This is a genomic window from Streptomyces sp. NPDC025638, from assembly GCF_055558775.1.
On record NZ_JBVHLX010000004.1, the window covers coordinates 631852 to 653630 of the forward strand.

The window sequence follows — 21779 nt, forward strand, 5'->3', positions numbered from 1 at the left end:
ATCTCATGCGATCCGCAGGACCACGGCGGGTGCGGCGGCCTGGACGGGCTCGACCGGCGACGGGGCCGGAGCCGAGAACGGAGGGTCGATCGTGACGGTGGTGACGCCGAGCGGTGCGGTCAGCGCGCGCAGCGCGGGCTCGGCGAGCCGGATCCACGCCTGGTCGGGGCCGAGGGTCGCGGCGAGTCCGCGGGCGGAGGTGAAGCCGACCGCGGTGCGGTCGCCGAGGGGGGTGCGGAACAGTCTCGCCGTGCACCCCGTCGGTCCCGGCCGGACCGGTACGAACAGTGGTCCGGCCGGGTGGCGTTCGGAAGGCTCCGGGTCTTCACCGCACGAGAGTTCTGCCATGGGATGCCTCCTGGAGGATCCGGGTGGTGCGTGCAAGGGAACTGATGGGTGCAAGGGACCTGAGAGGCCCCGGACGCGGGGAGGCGGACCGGGGCTCTCCGTTTGACGCTATGCCCGGGTGACCCGGCGTTCCGACCCCTCATGACGGGATGCTGACGCCGATCGGGGCCACCCTGACGCGATGCTGACGGCGAGGGCCAACAGCGCTGGTACGGGCCGTCAGAGGCGCGCCAAGAAGTGGTCGCCGGACTGGTCGGGGGGCTCGCCCGGGAGTGTCATGGAAGGGGTTCCGCAAGCGGGACCGCCCACGGGAAGCCTCCGTGGGCAGGCGCGAAGAACGGTGGAGCGATGTCCGGTTACGACGCCTCGGCGACCGCTCGTGTCGTGGTCGGCGTGAGCGGATCCCTCGGCAGCATCACGGCCCTGCGGTGGGCCGCCACGGAGGCCGGGCGCAGGGACGCCGAGCTCTGGCCCGTGCTGGCCTGGGTGCCGCCCGGCGGAGAACTGGCGGCCCGTCGCTCACCGTCCTCGGCGTCCGCCTCGAGTTTGCGGCGGAGCTGGGCCATGTAAACCCGCAGATAGTTGCTCTTGTTGCTCTGGGACACCCCCCACACCTCCCGCAGCAGGTGCTTCTGCGTGACGAGGCGGCCCGGGTTGGTGACCAGGATCTCCAGCAGATGCCACTCGGTGGGGTGAGACGTACGTCCCGTCCGTTGCGTACGGCCTTCTTGGCGAGCAGGTCGAGGGTGAACTCGTCCGTCTCCACCCGGGTCGTCCCGGGGGCCGGGGGCGCCTCCGCGGTCCGGCGCACGGCGGCCCGCAGCCGGGCGAGCAGCTTCAGCAGGACCGGAAGGCCGCCGAAGGAGGTGTTCGCCGACAGCGCCAGCAGGATCATCGTGGCGAACTGGATCACGTAGAAGGCCCAGTTGTGGCCGAGCGAGGCGTCCGCGAGCTGGGCGAGGACGGTGACGCCCTCGACCGGCTGGAGATGGAAGCGGGAGATCAGTACCGACAGGCCGATCAGCATCGCGCCGAGGACACCGCCGAGCGCGACCTCGGCCCGCTGGTCGCGCCTGGCGCGCGGGACCCGGAAGGACGGGACGGCGTTGGCGATGGCCTCGACGCCGGTCAGGGCGGAGCACCCGGAGGCGAACACCTTCAGCAGGAGCACGGCGCCCACGGTGGTCGCGTTGTCGGCCAGGACCGAGGCGTGACCGGCCGCCGTGGCGGTGCTCACCGGCGCGGACCGGAACAGTCCGACGACGATCAGCACGAAGACGGAGCCGACGAACACGACGGTCGGCACGATGAACGCCCTGGCCGATTCCACGATGCCGCGCAGATTGACCGCCGTGATCAGTACGAGGACGGCCAGGCACAGCCACAGCCGGTCGCCGTACAGTGCCGGGAAGGCGGAGGTCAGGGCGGCCACGCCGGCCGTGACGGCGACAGCGACATTCAGGACGTAGTCCAGCACCGGGGAGGCGGCCGCCACCAGGCTGGTGCGCGCGCCCAGATGCGTCTTGGCGACGGCGTAGGAGCAGCCGCCGTCCGGGAAGGCCACGATCACCTGCCGGTAGGAGGCGACCAGCACCGCGAGCAGGGCGGCGATGGCCAGGGTGACGGGGAGCGTGAAGCCCAGGCCGTGGGCGCCCGCCGCCGCCGGCACGAGCGCGATCGCCTCGGGGCCGTACGCCACCGAGGCCATCGCGTCCAGCGACAGCGCGGCGAGGCCGGTGACTGCGGTCAGACGGTGCCGCTCGCCGGTATCGGGCGGCTCCTCACCTGCGGGAACGGCGCCCGGTTCGACGGTCAGTACGGACATGGGCGGGTGCTCCTCGGGACGGGACGAACGGCCGCGTCACCGGAGGACGAACGGCCGCGCGCGGAGGCCCCGCGCGGTGCACCAAGGTTCTGTCCCGATCCGGCCGCCCCCCGGCGGCTCCTTGCGCGTTCTTCGCGCCGAACCCCGCGACCTTGACGTGCCCTTGACTGGCGTGTGACGCGGGCAACGCCCCGTCCGAGCTGCGCGACGTCAAGAGGGGCGCTCCTCACCCCCGCCGGCCCGCCGGATGCGGCTGCACCCCCGTCATCAGGATGTCCAGGCCGCGCCGTGTGGTCGCCAGGACCACCCGGTCTCCCGCCCGCAGCACCCGCCCCTGCGCGGGGCGCCAGTCGAAGCCCGGCCGGTCCGGGCGCAGTCCGGTGAGGGTGTCCATGGCGGACGACGGCACCGGCCCGGCGGCCGCCCCGACGGCCAGCACCCGCCACTCGTTCTCCCGGAACGCGTCGTGCACGGACCGCCCCTCGAGCTCGGGGTGCCCGGCCACGTCCACGCAGGTGAACAACAGCGAGCCCCGCTCCACCGGCATCACGCCCAGCACGTGGCGGCCCATCATCGCGGCCGCGAAGGAGGGCGCGGCCAGCGCGGAAACGCTTCGGCTGCGGGTGAGCGCGTCCGGATAGGAGGCGCGCAGGGTGCGCTGCACGGTCGCGGCGAAGTCGTCGTCGTACAGCCGCATCACCACCCGTACGTCGGGGTTGGTCTCCCGGACCGCCATCACGATGTCCAGGTTCTGTCCGTCGTCGCGGGTGAGGACGAGCAGTGACCGGCTGTCTCCGACGCGGGCCAGTTCGAGCACGCCCGGGGCGGCGGCGTCCTCCAGGACGAGCGGGATGCCGAGTTCGCGGGCGAGCGAGATGCCGCGCGCCTGTGGGTCTCGCTCGATGGCCACCACCTGGTGGCCGGTGCTGCGCAGCCGGGCCAGCACCCGGGTGCCGACCAAGCCCAGCCCGACCAGCACGATGTGGCCGTTCACGTCGTCGTCGGGCGGATGGCTCGCGGAGGCGGTGCGGAAGGCCTCCGTGGCGTTCATGGTCGCGGCGACCACGAGCGGGAGCACGGCCAGGCCCACGAATCCGGCGATCAGCTGAAGCACACGGCGGGCGACCGACTCCTCGGTGGCCGGGTCGCCCATGGTGAAGATGTCCAGCAGCGGCAGGTAGACGTTCTTCCACCACGGGTGCTCGTCCGCGAAGAGCGCGGTGGCGGTCGAGAGCCCCACCACGATGGCCGCCAAGGACCCGTAGACGGAAGCGAGTTGATGAGAGAGGAAGACCTTCCACGGCAGATGGGCGAGCCGCGCCCGCAGCCAGCTGCGCAGGTGCCGGCGCCGGGTGCGGGCCGCCGGTTCGGGGGTGTGGTGGACGACCTCCTCCAGCATCAGCCGGCCGTGCGTGACCTGCCTGTCGTCGGCGGTCTGTCTGTCCGGCAGCAGCTGGGTGCCCTCCTCGCCGGGCGTCTCCGCGCTGTCCTGGCTGGCCGGGTCGTCCTGGTGGGCGCCGGACAGCACGGCGAGAGCGGCCAGGTCGGTGGCGTGCGGCGGCGTCCCCGCGGGCCGTACGACACCGCGGAAGACCTTGCCCTCGACCTGGAGGGTGTGACCGTGTCCCACGGCGGCGGCCGCGACCAGTTCGGGCACCGCGGTGTCGGCGTCGGAGAGCACCGTGGTGGAGGTGTCCTGTGCCAGGTCGTCGCACAGTCCCGCCGCACGGTCCAGCAGCCGCTCCAGGTGCCGGCCGCGCTCACGGTCGAACATGCGGACCACCAGCCGGATGGCGGGGTTGATGGTGCGGGCCAGCAGGGCCGCCGTCATGTTGACCTGGTCGTCGCGGTAGGTGAGGGCGAGCGCGGCGGCACGCTCGACGCCCGCGGCCCGTAGGGTCCGCTCGTCGGGGCGGGCGGAGACGAGCAGTTCGACCGGTGAGTCCGGGTCGCGGTGCAGCGCGGCGATACCCGCGCCGTACTCGTCGCTCCCGGAGGGCAGCACGACGGTGACGATCTCACCGCACACGGCGTCCAGTTCGAGGGCGAGCCGGTGGGCGAGTCCGTCGTCGCCGCAGATCACCATGTGCTGCGCTCTCTGCCCGGGCTCCGTGTGTATGGGGAGGGTCGATGTCACATCAGGCTGAACGGCGCAGGTCGCGGGGCCGGTTCCGGCCGGGCACCGGACCGGCCCCAAGAATGCGTCAAGAACATGCCAAGGGCAGCCCGTCAGCCCGCGCGCACCAGCCGCCCGGTGTGTCCTCGGCACAGAGCGTTGCTGCGCCTACCGTGGCGGGGAGTTCGAGGAGATGGACCGAACTCCTGGCCACCGCCGACGAGGGACGTTGACACTGTCTTGACGGGCCCTGGCCGGATAAGGTGAAGGCGGTGTGCCGGGAAGTCTGGTCGGCTGGGAGCCACGGTGGCTCCGTTCAGGGCCCCAGGGGGACGGCATGCGCGGCGTGGGTACGGTTCTCGCACTCGTGGTACTGGCCACGGTGGTGGCGACCTTCGCGCGCCGGTGGCGCATTCCGGCCCCCTCGCTGCTGGTCGTCGCCGGCCTCGCCGTGGCCCTGCTGCCGGGCACCCCGGAGATCGGGATCAGCCCCGAGATCATCGGTCTCGTCGTCCTCCCGCCGCTGCTGTACGCCAGTGCCGAGGAACTGTCCTGGCGCGAGCTGCGCGTGGTGTGGAAGCCGGTCGGCATTCTCGCGGTGGGCCTGGTGCTGGCCTCGGCGGCGGCGGTGGGCGCGGTCGCGTCCCTGGTGACCCCGCTGTCCTGGCCGATGGCGCTGGTGCTCGGCGCGGTCCTGGCCAGCACCGACCCGGTCGCGGTGACCGCGCTCGGCCGGCGGCTGGCGCTGCCGCCGAAGGTGCAGGTCCTGGTCCAGGCGGAGAGTCTGTTCAACGACGCGACCTCGCTGGTGCTCTTCCGGGTCGCGGTGAGCGTCGCCGTGGCCTCGGCGGCGGCGAACTGGGGCTCGGCCGGTGGTGAGTTCCTGCTGCTCGCGGGTGGCGGCACGGTCATCGGCGCGGCGGTCGCGGCCGTGGTCACCGTGATCCGGCGGCGCACCGAGGACCCGGTGCTGGAGACGGTGATCTCCCTGGTGACTCCGTATGCGTCCTACGTCCTCGCGGAGGCGGCCCACACCTCGGGCGTCACGTCCGTGGTGGTCGCGGGCGTCGTCCTGGGCGGCCGTGGCGACCGGCTCACCAATGCCCGCATACGGCTCCAGCTGCACGCCGTCTACGGCACGCTGGTGTTCCTGCTGGAGAGCGTCGTCTTCAGCCTGATCGGGCTTGCGCTGCCCGCGCAGGTGCGGGCGCTGGCCGACGGCGACCGGGCGTGGCCGCTGTACGCCCTAGCGGTGGCCGGAACGCTGATCGCGGTACGGCTGCTGTGGCTGGCGCCGCTGTCGGCGGTGGTGCAGCGCAAGGGCGGTATCCAGCGCCTGAACTGGCGGGTGCCGATGGTGCTGACCTGGGCGGGCACCCGTGGGGTGGTGCCGCTGGCGGCGGCCCTGTCGATCCCCGAGACCACGAAGAGCGGTGCCGCCCTGGTGGACCGGCCGCTGGTGCTGGTGCTGACCACCTCGGTCGTGGTGGTCACCCTCGTCGTGCAGGGCTTCACGCTGGCCCCGGTGGTCCGCCGCTCCGGCATCGCCCTGGAACCCGACCACACGGAACGCGAGGAGGCCTCCGCCCGCTGCCGCCTCGCCGACGCGGGCATCCGGCGCCTGGAGGAACTGTCCGAGCTGGAGGCCGTACCCGACGTGGTCCTGGACCGCCTCCGCCGCGGCCTCAACGCCCGTCTCGACGACGCCCGCGACCGGCTGGCCGACGGCAACGGCAACGGCGTGCCCGCCGAATCCGCCGACCTGGTCTACCGGCAGCTGCGCCGCGACCTGATAGCCGTGGAGAGCACGGAGCTGCAGCGGCTGTACGACGAGCACGCGATCAGCGACACGACGCGCAGGCGCCTGCAGCGCTCCCTGGACCTCGAAGAGGCCCGGCTGGCGGACGCCTGACGGACTCGGGCCGAGTGGTCAGCGGAACTCGGCCAGCCGCGGCCGCAGGCCGAGCCCGGTGAGGAGCATCGCGGCCGGCAGCAGGCCCGCAGCCCAGGGCAGTGGCCCGGTGAGCTCGGAGCGGCCGGCCGCCACGGAAGACCTGAAGTGAGCGCGGTTGATGTCCGTCACGTCGTCCAGCGCGGCCATCCACGCCCCGAAGTGGGCGTTGGACGTGCCCGACTCCCAGCCCATGCAGAACTCGACCGCCTGACGCTCCTTGCCCGCCGCGAGCAGTGAGCGGATCTTCCGGTCGTCGCGCTCGTAGACGGTGTACGTCTCCACCGTCCTCTCGGCCGCGGCCCGCTCCCCGGGGAAGGTGACGTTGTCCAGCTCGCGCCGGAACTCGCCGGTGAAGCGCAGGTCCTCGGGGTCTGCCCGGTAAGCCTTCCAGGTGGTGGCGAGATCGGCGTCGTACGTCGCGAGGGTCGCGGCCTTCAGGCCGTACAGCTGCTGCGACTTGGCCAGGAAGGACTGCTCGTACCGGGTGCGGCGCTTGGGGTCGAGGAGATACCGGCTCTCGTCGGCGTTGGCGTCGTAGGCGATCGCGCGGGCGCGGGAGAGCGCGACAACGGAGTCGAAGGCGTCGCGGCGGGCGCCGCGCAGGTGCTCCGCGGAGGCGGCGAGCACCTGGCAGCCGAGGCCGACCGAGACGAGCGTGCAGAGCGTGGCGGCCAGGACACCGGGGTTGATGATGCGGTGGAAGCGCCGGCCGAGGTACCACTGCAGGACGCCGAGCGCGCCGAGGAGCAGCAGGCCGAGGGCGAGGACGGCGGCGAGCTGGGCGGCGAGGGCCGAACGGGCAGCCGAGTACTGGTCGTTGAAGGCCGCGTTGTTGGAGGCCACCAAGGTGCGTGACTCGGGCAGGAGTTTGTTCTGCAGGAGGTCGGTGGCGTCGCGGTAGTCGGTGAGCGCGTCGGGCTTGCCGCCGGTGCGGCCGTCGTTCTCCAAGGCCCGGCCGACGAGTTCCTGGTACTCGGCGAAGTCGTCGGTGAGGGACTCCACGGTCTTCTCGTCGGCCCGGTCGCCCTGGGCGGCCACCGCGAGGGTGCGCAGATCGTGGCCGATCTCACGCCGGGCGTCGGCGTAGTTGCCCACGGCCTTGGCATGCGGTGTCTCCAGCTCGCCCCGGCCCGCGTTTCCGCTGGACAGCAGGATGTTGGCGGCCTGCGCGTCCATGTCGTTGAGGGCGAGGTCGAGGTCGGCGGCGCTGGTGGTGCGGGGCGCGTCGCGGTCGGCCACGCCGTTCCAGGACCCGCCCGCGGCGAGCCCGGCGACGGCCAGGACCACGGTCAGGGCGGCGCCGAGCAGGACCGTGGCCATCCGCATAAGGCGCAGCCGGGCGGGCACGGTGGCCCAGTAACGGCGGCGCAGGGCGGCCCGCGCGGCCACGGCCTGCTGCCTCAGGCGCTGGCCCGGACGCTGCGTCCGCGGCCCCCCTCCTTGCCGCGGTCCGGGGCTGCCCCCTGACGGGACGGCCGCCGGTCGCGGTGGCTGCCCCACAGCTCCCGTCCGAGATATGCGCGACGTACCGGCCGATCGGGGTCTCCCCTGTTCGAGCGAAGTCGAGAGCTTGGGGATCGTCACGGACCCTCCCACGTACACGCCACGGACGGTCGCCCGTCCCCCGTGCCGATCAGTCTGCGACCGGATACGGCCACCAGCGGTCGCCCTTGACGCTCCCCTGACGCCTCCTCAGGCGGCTTTGACGCGGCCTTGACGGTGCCCTCGCCCTGCCCGTACGAGAAGCGCAAATTCCTTGCTGAGCAGGGCTGTTACGGAGGCGTCCGCGGATAGATTCTTCGTCGGCCGCCCGAAGAGGCCGCAGGCGTCAGCGGCCCACGGCTCCGGAGTCCCCAATCCGAATTCGGATCGAGGCGGCCGGGGCGCCCGTTCCCAACGACGGGCACCGGCGCACGTCGTCCTGTCGTCGTCCCATCGCCGGCGCACGTGCGCGCCGTGCGGTGCCGGGGCCCCGGCACCGCACGGCCCTTCGCGGCCGACCGTCCCGTCCGGAGCCGCCCACGCGATTCCTGCCGACGCCCGCCGCCGGGCATGCCGGGGCGGCGGTCGGCAGCCCGGTCGCCTGCGAGCGGATCTGAACATGAGTCGCACCCGTACGGGAAAGGAAACGCACGTGCTGAGGCCGCCACCGGACATCCCGGGCTGCCCAGGGGCCGCTGCACGCGATGACGCTCGGTGTCCGTCCCCGACGCGCGAGCCGGTCCTCCCCCATACAGTCCAATGCCGGACGATCGCGTCCCGGCCTCCGCTTCTTGATGCGTGACCGCCGCCCGCCAGGCCATTCTTAACGCAAGCTTGACGCCCACGGCCCCGTGATCCGTGGGCCCACGCGTCACGCTCTGCATACGCTGGTGCCGCCGTCCGCGTGATGGCCGGAAACACACTGAGCCGCACAAGGAGCAGGCCGATGGCCACGACCGAACACCCTCCGCCCAGTCGCCTACGGGCCTGGATGCTGGAGGGCCTGTCCGACATGGGCAAGGGGGCAGGCCAGCACGGCGCAGCCGAGGCCGAACCGGAGCCGGCTCACAAGGGCCAGCGCTGGTGGCGGGTCATGTGCCTGACCGGTGTGGACTACTTCTCCACCCTCGGCTACCAGCCGGGCATCGCGGCCCTGGCGGCTGGCCTGCTGTCGCCGATCGCCACGATCGTGCTCGTCATAGTCACCCTGGCCGGCGCGCTGCCGGTCTACCGGCGAGTGGCCGAGGAGAGCCCGCACGGCGAGGGCTCCATCGCCATGCTGGAGCGGCTGCTGTCCTTCTGGCAGGGCAAGCTGTTCGTCCTGACACTGCTCGGCTTCGCCGCCACCGACTTCCTGATCACCATCACCCTGTCGGCCGCCGACGCGTCCACCCACCTGGTGGAGAACCCGCATCTGACAGATTTCCTGCAGGGCAAGCAGATGGTGATCACGCTGATCCTCGTGGCGCTGCTGGGCGCGGTCTTCCTCAAGGGCTTCCTGGAGGCGATCGGCGTCGCGGTCGCCCTGGTCGGCATCTACCTGGCGCTGAACCTCGTCGTCGTGATCGTCGGCCTGTGGCACGTCGCCACCGCCGGCCACGTGGTCACCGACTGGACGACCGCCCTGACCGCCGAACACGGGAACGTCTTCGTCATGATCGGGCTGGCCCTGATCGTCTTCCCGAAACTCGCCCTGGGCCTGTCCGGCTTCGAGACCGGCGTCGCCGTCATGCCTCACGTCGAGGGCGACCCGAGCGACACCGAGGAGCGGCCGACCGGCCGGATCCGGGACACCAAGAAGCTGCTGACCACCGCCGCCGTGATCATGAGTGGCTTCCTGATCACCACCAGCTTCATCACCACGCTGCTCATCCCGGAGAACGAGTTCAAGTCCGGCGGCCAGGCCAATGGCCGTGCGCTGGCCTACCTCGCGCACGAGTACCTCGGCAACTCCTTCGGCACGGTGTACGACGTCTCGACCATCGCGATCCTCTGGTTCGCCGGTGCTTCCGCGATGGCGGGTCTGCTCAACCTGATGCCGCGCTATCTGCCCCGCTACGGCATGGCCCCGCACTGGGCGCGCGCCGTGCGCCCCATGGTCATCGTCTTCACCCTGATCGCCTTCCTGGTCACCTGGCTCTTCGACGCGAACGTCGACGCGCAGGGCGGTGCCTACGCCACCGGTGTGCTGGTGCTGATCAGCTCCGCGGCGATCGCGGTGACCATCGCCGCGCGCAAGGCCGGGCAGCGGAACTGGTCGATCGCGTTCGCGGTGATCTCCGCGGTGTTCCTCTACACGACCGTCGTGAACGTCATCGAGCGTCCGGACGGTGTGAAGATCGGTGCCTGCTTCATCGCCGGCATCATCCTGGTCTCGCTGCTGTCCCGGCTGGCGCGGGCCTTCGAGCTTCGCGTCACCCATGTCGAGCTGGACAGCATGGCGGAACGATTCGTCCGGGACATGGCCAGCCGCAAGATGCGGTTCATCGCCAATGAGCCCGACCGGCGGGACAAGGCCGAGTACCGGGACAAGATCGAGCAGATCCGGGAGGACAACGAGTTCCCGGAGCACGAGGACTTCGTCTTCGTCGAGGTGACGGTCACCGACCCCTCCGAGTTCGAGGCGGGCCTGACCGTACGCGGCGAGGTGCTCCACAACCGCTACCGCGTCCTGACCCTGGAGTCCTCCTCCATCCCCAACGCCCTGGCGGCGCTGCTCCTGCACGTCCGCGACTCGACGGGCTGCACCCCGCACATCTATTTCGAGTGGACCGAGGGCAACCCCTTCGCCAACTTCCTGCGGTTCTTCCTCTTCGGCCAGGGCGAGGTCGCCCCGGTCACCCGCGAGGTGCTGCGCGAGGCGGAGCCCAACCGCGCACGGCGCCCGCGCGTCCACACCGGCTGAGTCGGACCAAGGTGGATCCCGACGGCCCGGCCCACCCGCCAGGCCGCGGGATCCCATCCACCCGGCCGTCAGGATCGCGTCAAGATCCGGCCCCACGACGTCAGAGCTCCGTCAGCGACCCGAGTCCCGGCACGCCCGGGACCTTAGCGTCGACTCATGCGACGGAGCGGACGTCCGAGCCCGACCGGCGACCGCCACTGGCGCGGCAGCGCCCGGTTCGCTCTGGGGTGCGCCCTCGCCTTCCTCGGCATGACCCTGCTGGTCGACTGGGACGCGGGCACCCTGACACGCCTGCGGGCCCTGTTGTGGATCGCCCTGTCCGCCGCGGCCTTCTGCGTCCTGCTGCCACATCGCGTCACCGCCGGCCCCGGCCGACTGTCGGTGCACGGTCTCGCACGGCGACACACGATCCACACTGACGCGCTGGTGACCGTACGCCAGTACGGCGACGTCTCCGCGCACCTCGTCCTGCGGGACACCCACGGCCACCGCCTGGAGGTCGACCCACGCGTCCTCATCGCGAACCCCCTGCTCTGGCACGAACTGGACACAGGCGCACGCCGCTCACTGGAACACGGCACGCTCCGCGAAGGCACAGAGGTGCTGAAACGGCTGGGCCACGAAATAGACGACTCGACCACACGGGCGGTCCTCAAGGCGTCGGGGCTCTCCTGACCCATCCCCTGCGCGGCGGGCGCGTCACGACCCGGCCGTAGCTCATACGGCCACACACCTCCACGCGCAGGACGACCGGCGTCCCCGGGTCACCAGCCGGACGTGTCTTGATCTTGGCGTAGCCGAGCACCAGGGAGTCGGTGTCCACGACGACGCCGGGCCGGGTCACCAGCCGCAGCGTGCCGCCGCGCATGTCCAGGTCGATGCGCAGGGTGTCGTGCGTGATGACCGCCCGGGTGAAGTCGAGCGTCACATCGCCCCAGGCAGACTCGACCTCCATCCGCCGCGGCACCACCCAGTCGTCCTGGCGAGAGGCCGAGCCGCCCTGTTGCTCGATCCGGACGACGTCCTTGACCGGGGCGGGCTCGTCCGCATGGGGCAGGTCCGTCGTCAACGCCGCCAGCTCGCCCAGTGTCCGGGCCGACAGGGCGGCCTCCACTCGCTCGTCGAGCTCCTCGGCGGTGAGTCTGCCGTCCCCCGCGGCGACGGTCAGCACGTCCACCACCCGGTCCCGGTCCGCGTGCGAGGCCCGCACCTCGGGCGACGCAACCTTGCTGCGCAAGAGCTCAGCCGACATTCCCTCACCCCGATCAGACCGTACGGACACGCCCACGCGAACTAACGCTATATCGCGTTATACCCAACGGCCAACCCCACGTCCACCGTTCCCGCCCGTAGCCCTATCGTGATCCGCATGCAGTCCTACACGATCGGCCAGGCGGCACGGCTGCTCGGCGTGAGCCCGGACACCGCCCGCCGCTGGGCCGACGCCGGCCGGATGACCACCCACCGCGACGAGGCCGGACGTCGGCTCATCGACGGCGGGGACCTGGCCGCGTTCTCGGTCGAACTCGCCAAGGCGGGAGCGACCGAGGAGGACACCCCGTACACCTCGGCCCGCAACGCCTTCCCCGGGATCGTCACCGCGATCAAGCTGGGCGACGTCGCGGCTCAGGTGGAGATCCAGGCGGGCCCGCACCGACTCGTCTCCCTGCTGACCCGGGAGGCCGTCGAGGAACTCGGCCTGGAGGTCGGCATGGAGGCCACGGCCCGCGTGAAGTCGACGAACGTGCACATCGACCGCGTCTGAACAGCGGCGGGCGTCCGCTTCACCAGGCCGACGCCGGCGCGCGGCCGGGTACGACCGGCGCCGACCCCCAGCGGTGGTAGCCCCCGTCCACCCGTATCGCGTTGATGCCGCTGATGTGCCGGCCCCCGCACCGGTCCTGGGGAAGCACCAGTTGAGGTCCGGCCCGGTCCAGCGGGGTGTCGTCGATGCTGACGGCGAGCAGAACCGGTGCGTGGGCGAAATCGGGGTCGATCTCGGCCCAGGACAGCAGGGCGTGATGGCCGTCCGTACCGCTGACGGCGATGAGGAAGCGCAGCCGGTCCTTGCGCCGGACCGGGTCGTACTCGGGCCCCGCGTCGGCCAGGACGTCGTACAGACGCGGACCGGTGAACCGGTGGTGCTGCGTCCCGCTCGTCGCGCACTCGAAGCTGACCCGCGCCTGGTGCTGCGGCCACAGGTGCAGGTCGGACACGGTCAGCCGGGCCGGCCGGGCCAGGTCACCGGTGAGGGCGAGTTCCGCGGACGTCACGTGCGACCACCTCCGGCATGACCGTACCCTGCCAGGTCCCCCGTACAAACGCACATGCATACCACACTCCGCGATGATCCCAGCTCATGCGATGCAACAGGAGACGTACACCTTGCATATGCGGCAGTATCATCGCCGCACGGCCGTCGATCGGCGGCCGTGGAAGGGCGCGACCGCTTTTCCCGAAAGAACAGAGGTGCAGATCGTGATGTCCCGTTCCGCGCGCCGGACCCGGCGGATGCTGCAGGTGGCCGGTGCAGGAGTCGCAGCCCTGATAGCGCTGAGCGCCTGCTCCTCCTCCGACGACTCCTCCGCCTCCTCCGACTCGTCGGCCAAGTCGGACTCCTCGGCGTCCGCCTCACCCAAGCTGTCCGGCACGGTCACCGTCTTCGCCGCCGCCTCGCTCAAGGAGAGCTTCACGACCCTGGGCAAGGAGTTCGAGAAGCAGCACCCGGGCACCAAGGTCAGCTTCAACTTCGGCGGCAGCGACACCCTCGCCGCCAGCATCTCCTCCGGCGCCCCCGCCGACGTCTTCGCCGCCGCCAGCCCCAAGACCATGGCGATCGTGACGGACAAGAAGGACGCGGCCACCACGCCCGTCACCTTCGTCCGCAACCAGCTGGAGATCGCCACCCTGCCGGGCAACCCCGACAAGGTCGCCTCCCTCAAGGACCTCACCAAGTCGAACCTCAAGGTCGTCCTGTGCGACAAGGCGGTGCCGTGCGGCGCCGCCGCACAGAAGGCCCTGGACGCCAGCAGCCTCAAGCTCACCCCGGTCTCCTACGAGGAGGACGTCAAGTCCGCCCTCAACAAGGTGGTGCTGAAGGAGGCCGACGCCGCGGTGGTCTACAAGACCGATGTGAAGGCGGCAGGTGACAAGGTTGAGGGCGTGGAGTTCCCCGAGTCGGCCAAGGCCATCAACGACTACCCGATCGCCCTGCTGAAGAACGCCGACAACGCCGCGGCGGCCAAGGAGTTCATCGCGCTCGTGCAGTCCGCCGAGGGCCAGCAGGTCCTGTCCGCGGCCGGGTTCCTCAAGCCGTGACCGCGCTGGACAAGACCGGTGCCGCGGACACCCTGACGGGTGGGCCGCGGCGTCGGCGCGGCCGGAGCAGGACGGGCCGCGCCGGCCGCGGAGTGCCGCTGCCGCTGCTGCTCCCCGGCGTGGTGGCCCTGGCGTTCCTGCTGCTCCCCCTGGTCGCCCTGCTCGTCCGGGCCCCCTGGAGCAGCATTCCGGACCAGCTGACCAGCACCGAGGTGTGGCAGGCGCTCCAGCTCTCCCTGATCAGCGCGACCGCGGCGACCGCGGTGAGCCTGATCCTGGGTGTGCCGCTGGCCTGGCTGCTGGCCCGCACGGAGTTCCCGGGACGCGGCTTCGTACGGGCGCTGGTGACCCTGCCCCTGGTCCTCCCCCCGGTGGTGGGCGGTGTGGCCCTGCTCCTCGGGCTCGGCCGCAACGGCGTCGTCGGCCAGTGGCTGGACTCCTGGTTCGGGATCACGCTGCCGTTCACGACGGCGGGGGTCGTGGTCGCGGAGGCCTTCGTCGCGATGCCGTTCCTCGTGATCAGCGTCGAGGGCACCCTGCGCGCCGCCGACCCGCGCTTCGAGGAGGCGGCCACCACGCTGGGCGCCTCCCGCTTCACCGCGTTCCGCCGCGTCACCCTGCCGCTGATCGCCCCCGGCATCGCCGCGGGCTCCGTCCTGGCCTGGGCGCGCGCGCTCGGCGAGTTCGGTGCGACCATCACCTTCGCCGGCAACTTCCCCGGCCGCACCCAGACCATGCCGCTGGCCGTCTACCTCGCCCTGCAGAACGACCCCGAGGCGGCGATCGCCCTCAGCCTGGTGCTGCTGACCGTGTCGATCGCGGTCCTGGCGGGACTGCGCGACCGCTGGCTGACGACGTCGTGAGAACCACGGGTCGCCGTACGATCGTGTCCGAACGCACCACCACGGCCGCGCGCCACACCGGCACGGACCCCGTCGGCCCCGGCACCCGCACGAACGCGTCCGTCCCCGCGCCGCACCGCGCCCGACGGGCGGCCGTCAGCCCGCTCGACCCCTGGATGTGCGCCCCATGACCGACATCGACGACACCACCGCCGGGCTCGTCGCCGAAGGCGTCCGCGGTGACGGGCTCGACGCACGGCTCGTCGTCGACCAGGGTTCCTTCCGGCTCGACGTGACGCTGGCCGCCACCCCGGGCGACGTGGTCGCGCTGCTGGGCCCGAACGGCGCCGGCAAGACCACGGCCCTGCGGGCGCTCGCCGGTCTCGTGCGGCTCACGGACGGTCATCTGCGGCTGGACGGCACTTCGCTGGACCGTACGCCCCCGGAGTCCCGCCCGGTCGGCGTCGTCTTCCAGGACTATCTGCTCTTCCCGCATCTGTCCGCCCTGGACAACGTGGCCTTCGGCCCGCGCTGCCAGGGCGCGACCAAGGCCGAGGCCCGGGCGCAGGCCGCCGCCTGGCTGAAGCGCATGGGCCTGGCCGAGCACGCCGGTGCCAAGCCCCGCCGCCTCTCCGGCGGCCAGGCACAGCGCGTCGCCCTGGCCCGCGCCCTGGCCACCCGCCCCCGGCTGCTGCTCCTGGACGAGCCGCTCGCCGCCCTCGACGCCCGCACCCGCCTGGAGGTGCGAGCCCAACTCCGCCGCCATCTGGCCGACTTCGAGGCGGTTGCCGTCCTGGTGACCCACGATCCGCTGGACGCGATGGTGCTCGCCGACCGGCTGGTCGTGATCGAGCACGGCCGCGTGGTCCAGGAGGGCTCCCCCGCCGACATCGCCCGCCGTCCGCGCACGGACTACATCGCGCAGCTGGTCGGTCTGAACCTCTACAAGGGCACCGCCGACGGCCACACGGTCCGCCTGGACGCCGGTCCCGCCATCACGACCACGGAAGACCTCACCGGGTCGGTCTTCGTGGCGTTCCCGCCGGGCGCGGTCACCCTCTACCGGGACCGCCCCACCGGATCCAGCGCCCGCAACCTGTGGCGCTGCGAGGTCGCCGGTCTGGAGACCCACGGTGACCAGATCCGCGCCGACCTCACCGGCGACCTCCCGCTGGCCGCCGACCTCACCACGGTCGCCGCCGCCGAACTCGACCTGCACCCGGGTGCACCGGTCTGGGCGACGGTCAAAGCGACGCAGACCCATGCATACCCGGCATAAGGCACCCGGAGCCCTACGGTGGGTGCTCATGACGCTGAGCATCCGCAATCAACTCCCCGGCACCGTCACCGCCATCACCCCCGGCGAGGTGATGGCCACCGTGGGGATCCGTCTCGCCGGTGGCCAGGCCCTCACCGCGGCGATCACCCTGGAGGCCGTGCACGAACTCGGCCTCGCTCCGGGCTCGGCCGTGCGGGCCCTGGTGAAGTCGACCGAGGTCGCCCTCGCCACCGGCCCGGTCGAGGGAGTCTCGATCCGCAACCAGCTCCCGGGCACGGTCACCGACATCGCCACCGGCAGCGCGATGGCCTCGGTCAAGCTGGCCTTCGACGGCGGTGCGCTGACCGCCGCGGTCACCAGGGACGCCGTCGCCGACCTCGCCCTGACGGCCGGGTCCTCCGTCGTCGCACTGATCAAGGCGACCGAGGTGTCCCTCGCCACCGCGTGACACACGAAGGGCCCGCGTGACACCGCGTGACACACGAAGGGCTCCCATCCCGGCCGGGATGGGAGCCCTCACGCCTGCACCGGGGCCGGTCAGCCCTCGTACGCGTCCATCGGCGGGCACGAGCAGACCAGGTTCCGGTCACCGAAGGCCTGGTCGATACGGCGCACCGGCGGCCAGTACTTGTCGGCGGCCGAGACCCCGGCCGGGAAGACGGCCTCCTCGCGGCTGTAGGCGTGCGCCCACTCCCCGCCCAGCGCGGCCGCCGTGTGCGGCGCGTTGCCCAGCGGGTTGTCCTCGGCCGGCCACTCGCCCGAGCCGACCTTCTCGATCTCCGCGCGGATCGCGATCATCGCGTCGCAGAACCGGTCCAGCTCGGCCAGGTCCTCGGACTCGGTCGGCTCGATCATCAGCGTGCCGGCCACCGGGAACGACATCGTCGGCGCGTGGAAGCCGTAGTCGATCAGCCGCTTGGCGACGTCGTCGACGCTCACGCCGGTCGCCTTGGTCAGCGGACGCAGGTCGATGATGCACTCGTGCGCGACCAGGCCGCCGGGGCCGGTGTAGAGCACCGGGTAGTGCGGCTCCAGACGCTTGGCGACGTAGTTGGCGCTCAGCACGGCCACCTGCGTGGCCCGCTTGAGCCCCTCGCCGCCCATGAGCCGGACGTAGGCCCACGAGATCGGCAGGATGCCGGCGGAACCCCACGGCGCCGCCGAGATCGGTCCGACGCCCGTCTCCGGGCCGGCCGCGGGCTGCATCGGGTGGTTCGGCAGGTACGGCGCAAGGTGCGCCCGTACGCCCACGGGGCCGACGCCGGGACCACCGCCGCCGTGCGGGATGCAGAAGGTCTTGTGCAGGTTGAGGTGGGAGACGTCACCGCCGAAGTGGCCGGGCTTGGCGAGACCGACCAGGGCGTTGAGGTTGGCGCCGTCCACGTAGACCTGGCCGCCCGCCTCGTGCACCTGGGCGCAGATGTCGGCGACGTGCTCCTCGAACACACCGTGGGTGGACGGGTACGTGATCATGAGCACGGCGAGCTCGTCGCGATGCTGCTCGATCTTGGCCCGCAGGTCCTCGACGTCGATCTCGCCGTCCTCGGCGGTCTTCACGACGACGACCTTCATCCCGGCCATCACGGCGCTCGCGGCGTTGGTGCCGTGCGCGGAGGACGGGATCAGACAGATGGTGCGCTGCTCGTCGCCGTTGGCACGGTGGTAGCCGCGGACGGCCAGCAGACCGGCCAGCTCGCCCTGGGAGCCGGCGTTGGGCTGCAGGGAGACCTTGTCGTAGCCGGTGACCTCGGCGAGGCGCTCCTCCAGCTCACGGATGAGCGTGAGGAACCCCTCGGCCTGCTCGGCCGGTACGAAGGGGTGCAGCTGACCGAACTCGGGCCAGGTGACCGGCTCCATCTCGGTGGTCGCGTTCAGCTTCATGGTGCAGGAGCCGAGCGGGATCATGCCGCGGTCGAGCGCGTAGTCGCGGTCGGCCAGCTTGCGCAGGTAGCGCAGCATCGCGGTCTCGGAGCGGTGCTCGCGGAAGACCGGGTGGGTGAGGTAGGCGTCGGAGCGCAGCAGCGCGCCCGGCAGGGCCTCCGCCGTCGCCGCGTCCAGCGCCTCGATGTCGCCCTCGACGCCGAACGCCGACCACACGGCGGCCAGCTGGGCCCGGTTGGTGGTCTCGTCGCAGGCGATGAAGACGTGGTCGGCGTCGGCCCGGTGGAGGTTGACGCCGTTGTCCCGGGCGGCGGCGACGATCTCGTCGGCGCGGCCGGTGACCTTGACGGTCAGCGTGTCGAAGTAGGCGCCATGGACGATCTCGACACCGCCGGCCTTGAGGCCCTCGGCGAGGATCGTGGCGTAGCGGTGGGTGCGGCGCGCGATGGCCTTGAGGCCCTCCGGCCCGTGGTAGACGGCGTACATGCCCGCCATCACCGCCAGCAGCACCTGCGCGGTGCAGATGTTGCTGGTCGCCTTCTCGCGGCGGATGTGCTGCTCACGGGTCTGCAGGGCGAGCCGGTAGGCCTTGTGGCCGTCGGCGTCGACGGAGACGCCGACGAGGCGCCCGGGCAGGCTGCGCGCGAACTTCTCGCGCACGGCCATGTAGCCCGCGTGCGGTCCGCCGAAGCCCATCGGCACGCCGAAGCGCTGGGTCGTACCGACGGCGATGTCCGCGCCGAGCTCGCCCGGCGAGACCAGCAGGGTCAGGGCGAGCAGGTCGGCGGCGACGGTGACGAGCGCGCCGAGCTCGTGTGCCTGGTCGATGACCGGCTTGATGTCCCGTACGGCACCGGAGGCACCCGGGTACTGGACGAGCACGCCGTTGATCTCGCGCTCGGCGATCTCGGCCGGGATGCCGTCGCTGAGGTCGGCGACCACGACTTCGACACCGGCCGGCTCGGCACGCGTCTCGATCACGGCGATGGTCTGCGGCAGCGCGTCCGCGTCGACCAGGAACAGGCCCTTCTTGTTCTTGCCCATGCGCCGGGACAGCGCCATCGCCTCGGCGGCGGCCGTGCCCTCGTCGAGGAGCGAGGCGCCGGAGGTCGGCAGGCCGGTGAGGTCGGCGACCATGGTCTGGAAGTTCAGCAGGGCCTCGAGGCGCCCCTGGGAGATCTCCGGCTGGTAGGGCGTGTAGGCCGTGTACCAGGCGGGGTTCTCCATGACGTTGCGCAGGATGACGGGCGGGGTGAAGGTCCCGTAGTACCCGAGTCCGATCATCGAGCCGAGCACCTGGTTGCGGTCGGCGAGCGAGCGCAGCTCGGCGAGCACCTCGGCCTCGGTCCGGGCACCCGGCAGGTCGAGCGCGTCGGCGTTCTTGATCACATCCGGCACCGCGGCGGCGGTGAGCTCGTCGAGCGAGCCGTAACCGACGTGCGCGAGCATCTTGGCCCGCGCCTCCTGGTCGGGCCCGATGTGGCGCTGTTCGAAGGGGATGCCCTGTTCGAGCTCGGTGAGCGGAATGCGCTGGGCGGTCATTGCGGAGGCCTCCTGGTCTGACGCGACCTTCGAGGGGCACCCCGGCACGGGTACCCCGACGGCCTCCCCCTCTGTCATCTCAACCTGAGAGCTTCACCGGGTCGCCCGAAGGCACCGGCTTTCACCGTCGGTGAGAGCGGAAGCCGTCGACACCCGCCCTGCTTTCCAGAGTGACCTCGTCCGTGCGGTACGTGAGCCTGAGAGATTCCGGGGAGGATTTGCTCCTTCGGCGCCTCCGGTGATGTCCGGAGGACTCTCCCGCACGGGGTCAGCAGCCGCTTGCAAGACTACCAGCGAGGTCAACGCCCGGGCCTTCGAGTGGCCGCCTCCTTGATTGTGCTCTTTTGTAGTGCTTACGGATGAGTTGCGACCATGTGGAGGGCCCGTGCAGACCGACATCGATCCGCGCAACCTGATCGGCCGCAAGGCGTTCGACCGCAATGGCACCAAGATCGGCACGATCGACGAGGTGTACCTCGACGACGCGACCGGCGTGCCGGAGTGGGCGGCCATACGCACCGGCCTGTTCTCGCGGGACGCCTTCGTGCCGCTGGAGCCCAGTGAACTGGTCGAGGGCACCCTCCACGTCCCGTTCGACCGAGCCCTCATCAAGGACGCGCCCGACTTCGGCGTCGGCCGCCATCTCTCCCCGGAGCAGGAGCTCCAGCTCTACCACCACTACGGCCTGGACGTGGCCCCACCGCCCCGCCTCCCCGACCACGACTTCGGCAACCTGGCAGGCACGGACGAGAACTGAGGCCGAACGAGTGGGGTGACCGAGGAGGCGACACGGCGGGCCTGAGCAGCCTCCGGGCCTGTCCGCGCCCGTCCCACGCTCCGGCAACCCGTCCGGGTCCCGGCGGCCGCCTCACAGCGGCGTGGTCGCGGCCCGAGGCTCGCCCGTGCTCCGCTCCGGCTCTCCCTCCCCCACTCCCTGGACCAACGGCAACGGATCCGCCGGCTCCAGGTCCGCGTCGTCGACCCGGAACGTCCGCACCCGCCCGGGCTCCGAGTCCGGCGTTTCGAAGCGCACGGTGACCCGCCCAAGACCGCTGCCCTGCACCCAGCCGTGTCCGTACTCGGTGTGCCGCACGTCATGACCGGGCGACCAGTGCCGCTCGACGGGCGCCGGGCTTTCCGGCGCGGGCTCGCCCACGCTCTCCTCCGGCGCCGCGTCGGCCCGCTCGCCCGCCGCCTGCGCGAAGAGGTCCTCCTGTGTGTAGTCGGCGAGCCCGGAGACGCCCACGCCGAGCAGCCGTACACCGCCCGTCGTGTCCACCGAGTCGAGGAGCCGCGCGGCGGCCTCCCGCACCACCGCCGGATCGTTCGTGGGCCCGCGGAGCGTCTCGGACCGGGTGAGCGTGGAGAAGTCGTACCGCCGCACCTTCAGCACGATGGTCCGCCCCGACAGCCCGGCCCCGCGCAGCCGCCGCACGCACCGCTCGGCGAGCCGCTGCACCTCAAGACCCACTCTGAGCCGGTCGTGGATGTCCACGTCGTACGTGTCCTCGACCGAGACCGACTTGGTCTCCCGCTCGGCCACCACGGGCCGCTCGTCGTGCGCCAGCGCCATGGCGTACAGCCCGTGCCCATGAGCCTTGCCCAGCAGCCGTACGAGCTCGTCCTCACCCGCCTCGGCGATCTCGTCGACCGTGGTGATCCCGGCTCTGCGGAGGTGGTCCCCCGTCGCCGGGCCGACCCCCGGCAGCGTCCGCACCGACATGGGGCCCAGCAGCGCCCGCTCGGTCCCCGGTTCGATCAGCACCAGCCCGTCCGGCTTGGCCTGCTCGGAGGCGATCTTGGCGAGCATCTTCGATGCCGCGAGCCCCACCGACCCGGTGAGCCCCGTGACGGCCCGTATGTCCGTGCGCAGCTTGGCCCCGGCCAGCCGCGCGGACTCCTCGTCCCAGGCCGCTCCCCCGGCCTCCAGATCGATGAACGCCTCGTCCAGACTCAGCGGCTCCACCAGGGGGGACAGCTCCCGCAGCAGCCCCATCACCTGCTCGCTGACCGTCCGGTACAGGCCGAAGCGCGGCACGAGATACGCCGCGTTCGGAGCCAGCCGGCGCGCCTGGGCCATGGGCATCGCCGAGTGGACCCCGAAGACCCGCGCCTCGTACGACGCCGTGGCGACCACTCCGCGAGGTCCGAGCCCGCCCACGACGACGGCCTTCCCGCGCAGGCTCGGCTTGGACGCCTGCTCCACCGAGGCGAAGAAGGCATCCATGTCGAGATGCAGGATCGTGGGCGCGTTTCTCACAACTCCGATGCTGCACCACGCCACTGA

The 21779-nt window shown here is 71.7% G+C and carries 17 protein-coding genes, 3 pseudogenes and 1 riboswitch; of the genes and pseudogenes, 11 read left to right on the top strand and 9 right to left on the bottom strand.

What is annotated here, in order from left to right:
* Nucleotides 1–3: 3 nt before the first annotated feature.
* A complete protein-coding gene (locus tag ACZ4EG_RS13890; RefSeq protein ID WP_467790787.1) occupies nucleotides 4–348 on the bottom strand; it encodes an SAV_915 family protein in 345 nt (114 codons plus the stop codon).
* Between the two features lie 348 nt (nucleotides 349–696).
* Here ACZ4EG_RS13890 and ACZ4EG_RS13895 point away from each other — a divergent pair.
* Nucleotides 697–882 (top strand): annotated as a pseudogene (locus tag ACZ4EG_RS13895) (universal stress protein); the annotation flags it as partial.
* Here the strand turns inward: ACZ4EG_RS13895 and ACZ4EG_RS13900 are convergent.
* From ACZ4EG_RS13900 to ACZ4EG_RS13910, 3 genes and pseudogenes are all read right to left on the bottom strand, one after another.
* A pseudogene (locus ACZ4EG_RS13900) lies at nucleotides 882–1186 on the bottom strand (winged helix-turn-helix domain-containing protein); the annotation flags it as partial. The pseudogenes ACZ4EG_RS13895 and ACZ4EG_RS13900 sit on opposite strands and share 1 nt — an antisense overlap.
* A pseudogene (locus ACZ4EG_RS13905) lies at nucleotides 1172–2173 on the bottom strand (APC family permease); the annotation flags it as partial. The pseudogenes ACZ4EG_RS13905 and ACZ4EG_RS13900, both read right to left, overlap by 15 nt.
* A gap of 226 nt (nucleotides 2174–2399) precedes the next feature.
* Nucleotides 2400–4259, bottom strand: a complete 1860-nt coding sequence (locus tag ACZ4EG_RS13910; RefSeq protein ID WP_467790788.1) for an NAD-binding protein — start codon at nucleotides 4257–4259, stop codon at nucleotides 2400–2402.
* 367 nt (nucleotides 4260–4626) lie between these two features.
* On the opposite strand from ACZ4EG_RS13910, the gene ACZ4EG_RS13915 reads away from it, so the two are divergent.
* Nucleotides 4627–6201 carry a Na+/H+ antiporter gene (locus ACZ4EG_RS13915; RefSeq protein WP_467790789.1) on the top strand — a complete coding sequence of 525 codons (1575 nt, stop codon included), beginning with the start codon at nucleotides 4627–4629 and terminating at the stop codon, nucleotides 6199–6201.
* An 18-nt stretch (nucleotides 6202–6219) separates the two neighbouring features.
* Here the strand turns inward: ACZ4EG_RS13915 and ACZ4EG_RS13920 are convergent, their stop codons facing one another.
* On the bottom strand, nucleotides 6220–7632 hold the full coding sequence (locus tag ACZ4EG_RS13920) for a hypothetical protein (protein WP_467790790.1): 1413 nt from the start codon (nucleotides 7630–7632) through the stop codon (nucleotides 6220–6222).
* A gap of 1039 nt (nucleotides 7633–8671) precedes the next feature.
* Between ACZ4EG_RS13920 and ACZ4EG_RS13925 the strand changes: the two genes are divergently transcribed.
* Nucleotides 8672–10630: an APC family permease gene (locus tag ACZ4EG_RS13925; protein ID WP_467790791.1), complete on the top strand. Its 1959-nt coding sequence runs from the start codon at nucleotides 8672–8674 to the stop codon at nucleotides 10628–10630.
* Nucleotides 10631–10786: 156 nt separating this feature from the next.
* The gene (locus ACZ4EG_RS13930; protein ID WP_467790792.1) at nucleotides 10787–11305 is read left to right on the top strand and encodes a hypothetical protein; all 519 of its coding nucleotides are present in this window, start codon (nucleotides 10787–10789) and stop codon (nucleotides 11303–11305) included.
* Here the strand turns inward: ACZ4EG_RS13930 and ACZ4EG_RS13935 are convergent.
* Nucleotides 11283–11882, bottom strand: a complete 600-nt coding sequence (locus tag ACZ4EG_RS13935; RefSeq protein WP_467790793.1) for a DUF1707 SHOCT-like domain-containing protein — start codon at nucleotides 11880–11882, stop codon at nucleotides 11283–11285. The genes ACZ4EG_RS13930 and ACZ4EG_RS13935 overlap by 23 nt on opposite strands.
* A 117-nt stretch (nucleotides 11883–11999) precedes the next feature.
* On the opposite strand from ACZ4EG_RS13935, the gene ACZ4EG_RS13940 reads away from it, so the two are divergent.
* Nucleotides 12000–12395 carry a TOBE domain-containing protein gene (locus ACZ4EG_RS13940; RefSeq protein WP_467790794.1) on the top strand — a complete coding sequence of 132 codons (396 nt, stop codon included), beginning with the start codon at nucleotides 12000–12002 and terminating at the stop codon, nucleotides 12393–12395.
* A gap of 19 nt (nucleotides 12396–12414) precedes the next feature.
* Here the strand turns inward: ACZ4EG_RS13940 and ACZ4EG_RS13945 are convergent, their stop codons facing one another.
* Entirely contained in the window at nucleotides 12415–12903 is a 489-nt protein-coding gene (locus ACZ4EG_RS13945; protein ID WP_467790795.1) for a molybdopterin-dependent oxidoreductase, read from the bottom strand.
* 208 nt (nucleotides 12904–13111) lie between these two features.
* Between ACZ4EG_RS13945 and modA the strand changes: the two genes are divergently transcribed.
* From modA to ACZ4EG_RS13970, 5 genes are read left to right on the top strand one after another with little or no spacing between them, the layout of a single operon-like run.
* Entirely contained in the window at nucleotides 13112–13948 is an 837-nt protein-coding gene (modA, locus tag ACZ4EG_RS13950; protein ID WP_467790796.1) for a molybdate ABC transporter substrate-binding protein, read from the top strand.
* Nucleotides 13945–14811 carry an ABC transporter permease gene (locus tag ACZ4EG_RS13955; RefSeq protein ID WP_467790797.1) on the top strand — a complete coding sequence of 289 codons (867 nt, stop codon included), beginning with the start codon at nucleotides 13945–13947 and terminating at the stop codon, nucleotides 14809–14811. Before modA ends, ACZ4EG_RS13955 begins: the two co-directional genes overlap by 4 nt.
* 23 nt (nucleotides 14812–14834) lie before the next feature.
* Nucleotides 14835–14981 (top strand): hypothetical protein, encoded by a 147-nt coding sequence (locus ACZ4EG_RS13960; protein WP_467790798.1) that lies wholly within the window; start codon nucleotides 14835–14837, stop codon nucleotides 14979–14981.
* Nucleotides 14978–16069, top strand: a complete 1092-nt coding sequence (locus ACZ4EG_RS13965; RefSeq protein WP_467790799.1) for an ABC transporter ATP-binding protein — start codon at nucleotides 14978–14980, stop codon at nucleotides 16067–16069. The genes ACZ4EG_RS13960 and ACZ4EG_RS13965 overlap by 4 nt, the downstream gene beginning before the upstream one ends.
* 28 nt (nucleotides 16070–16097) lie before the next feature.
* Nucleotides 16098–16517, top strand: coding sequence for a TOBE domain-containing protein (locus ACZ4EG_RS13970; RefSeq protein ID WP_453554191.1), 420 nt, complete (start codon nucleotides 16098–16100; stop codon nucleotides 16515–16517).
* 89 nt (nucleotides 16518–16606) lie between these two features.
* On the opposite strand, the gene gcvP is transcribed toward ACZ4EG_RS13970, so the two are convergent.
* A complete protein-coding gene (gene gcvP / locus ACZ4EG_RS13975) occupies nucleotides 16607–19492 on the bottom strand; it encodes an aminomethyl-transferring glycine dehydrogenase (protein ID WP_467790800.1) in 2886 nt (961 codons plus the stop codon).
* Nucleotides 19493–19667: 175 nt separating this feature from the next.
* Nucleotides 19668–19763, bottom strand: a riboswitch (glycine riboswitch).
* Nucleotides 19764–19877: 114 nt separating this feature from the next.
* Between gcvP and ACZ4EG_RS13980 the strand changes: the two genes are divergently transcribed.
* Nucleotides 19878–20249 carry a PRC-barrel domain-containing protein gene (locus ACZ4EG_RS13980; RefSeq protein WP_453554195.1) on the top strand — a complete coding sequence of 124 codons (372 nt, stop codon included), beginning with the start codon at nucleotides 19878–19880 and terminating at the stop codon, nucleotides 20247–20249.
* A gap of 111 nt (nucleotides 20250–20360) precedes the next feature.
* Here ACZ4EG_RS13980 and ACZ4EG_RS13985 read toward each other — a convergent pair whose 3' ends face one another.
* Nucleotides 20361–21752 carry a DNA polymerase IV gene (locus ACZ4EG_RS13985; RefSeq protein ID WP_467790801.1) on the bottom strand — a complete coding sequence of 464 codons (1392 nt, stop codon included), beginning with the start codon at nucleotides 21750–21752 and terminating at the stop codon, nucleotides 20361–20363.
* Nucleotides 21753–21779: the final 27 nt, after the last annotated feature.

Excerpts from the sequence above, each read along its gene's own strand:
- ACZ4EG_RS13890 (WP_467790787.1), bottom strand. The coding sequence starts at position 348 with ATGGCAGAACTCTCGTGCGGTGAAGACCCGGAGCCTTCCGAACGCCAC.
- ACZ4EG_RS13910 (WP_467790788.1), bottom strand. The coding sequence starts at position 4,259 with ATGGTGATCTGCGGCGACGACGGACTCGCCCACCGGCTCGCCCTCGAA.
- ACZ4EG_RS13915 (WP_467790789.1), top strand. The coding sequence starts at position 4,627 with ATGCGCGGCGTGGGTACGGTTCTCGCACTCGTGGTACTGGCCACGGTG.
- ACZ4EG_RS13925 (WP_467790791.1), top strand. The coding sequence starts at position 8,672 with ATGGCCACGACCGAACACCCTCCGCCCAGTCGCCTACGGGCCTGGATG.
- ACZ4EG_RS13930 (WP_467790792.1), top strand. The coding sequence starts at position 10,787 with ATGCGACGGAGCGGACGTCCGAGCCCGACCGGCGACCGCCACTGGCGC.
- ACZ4EG_RS13935 (WP_467790793.1), bottom strand. The coding sequence starts at position 11,882 with ATGTCGGCTGAGCTCTTGCGCAGCAAGGTTGCGTCGCCCGAGGTGCGG.
- ACZ4EG_RS13940 (WP_467790794.1), top strand. The coding sequence starts at position 12,000 with ATGCAGTCCTACACGATCGGCCAGGCGGCACGGCTGCTCGGCGTGAGC.
- modA (WP_467790796.1), top strand. The coding sequence starts at position 13,112 with ATGTCCCGTTCCGCGCGCCGGACCCGGCGGATGCTGCAGGTGGCCGGT.
- ACZ4EG_RS13965 (WP_467790799.1), top strand. The coding sequence starts at position 14,978 with ATGACCGACATCGACGACACCACCGCCGGGCTCGTCGCCGAAGGCGTC.
- ACZ4EG_RS13970 (WP_453554191.1), top strand. The coding sequence starts at position 16,098 with ATGACGCTGAGCATCCGCAATCAACTCCCCGGCACCGTCACCGCCATC.
- gcvP (WP_467790800.1), bottom strand. The coding sequence starts at position 19,492 with ATGACCGCCCAGCGCATTCCGCTCACCGAGCTCGAACAGGGCATCCCC.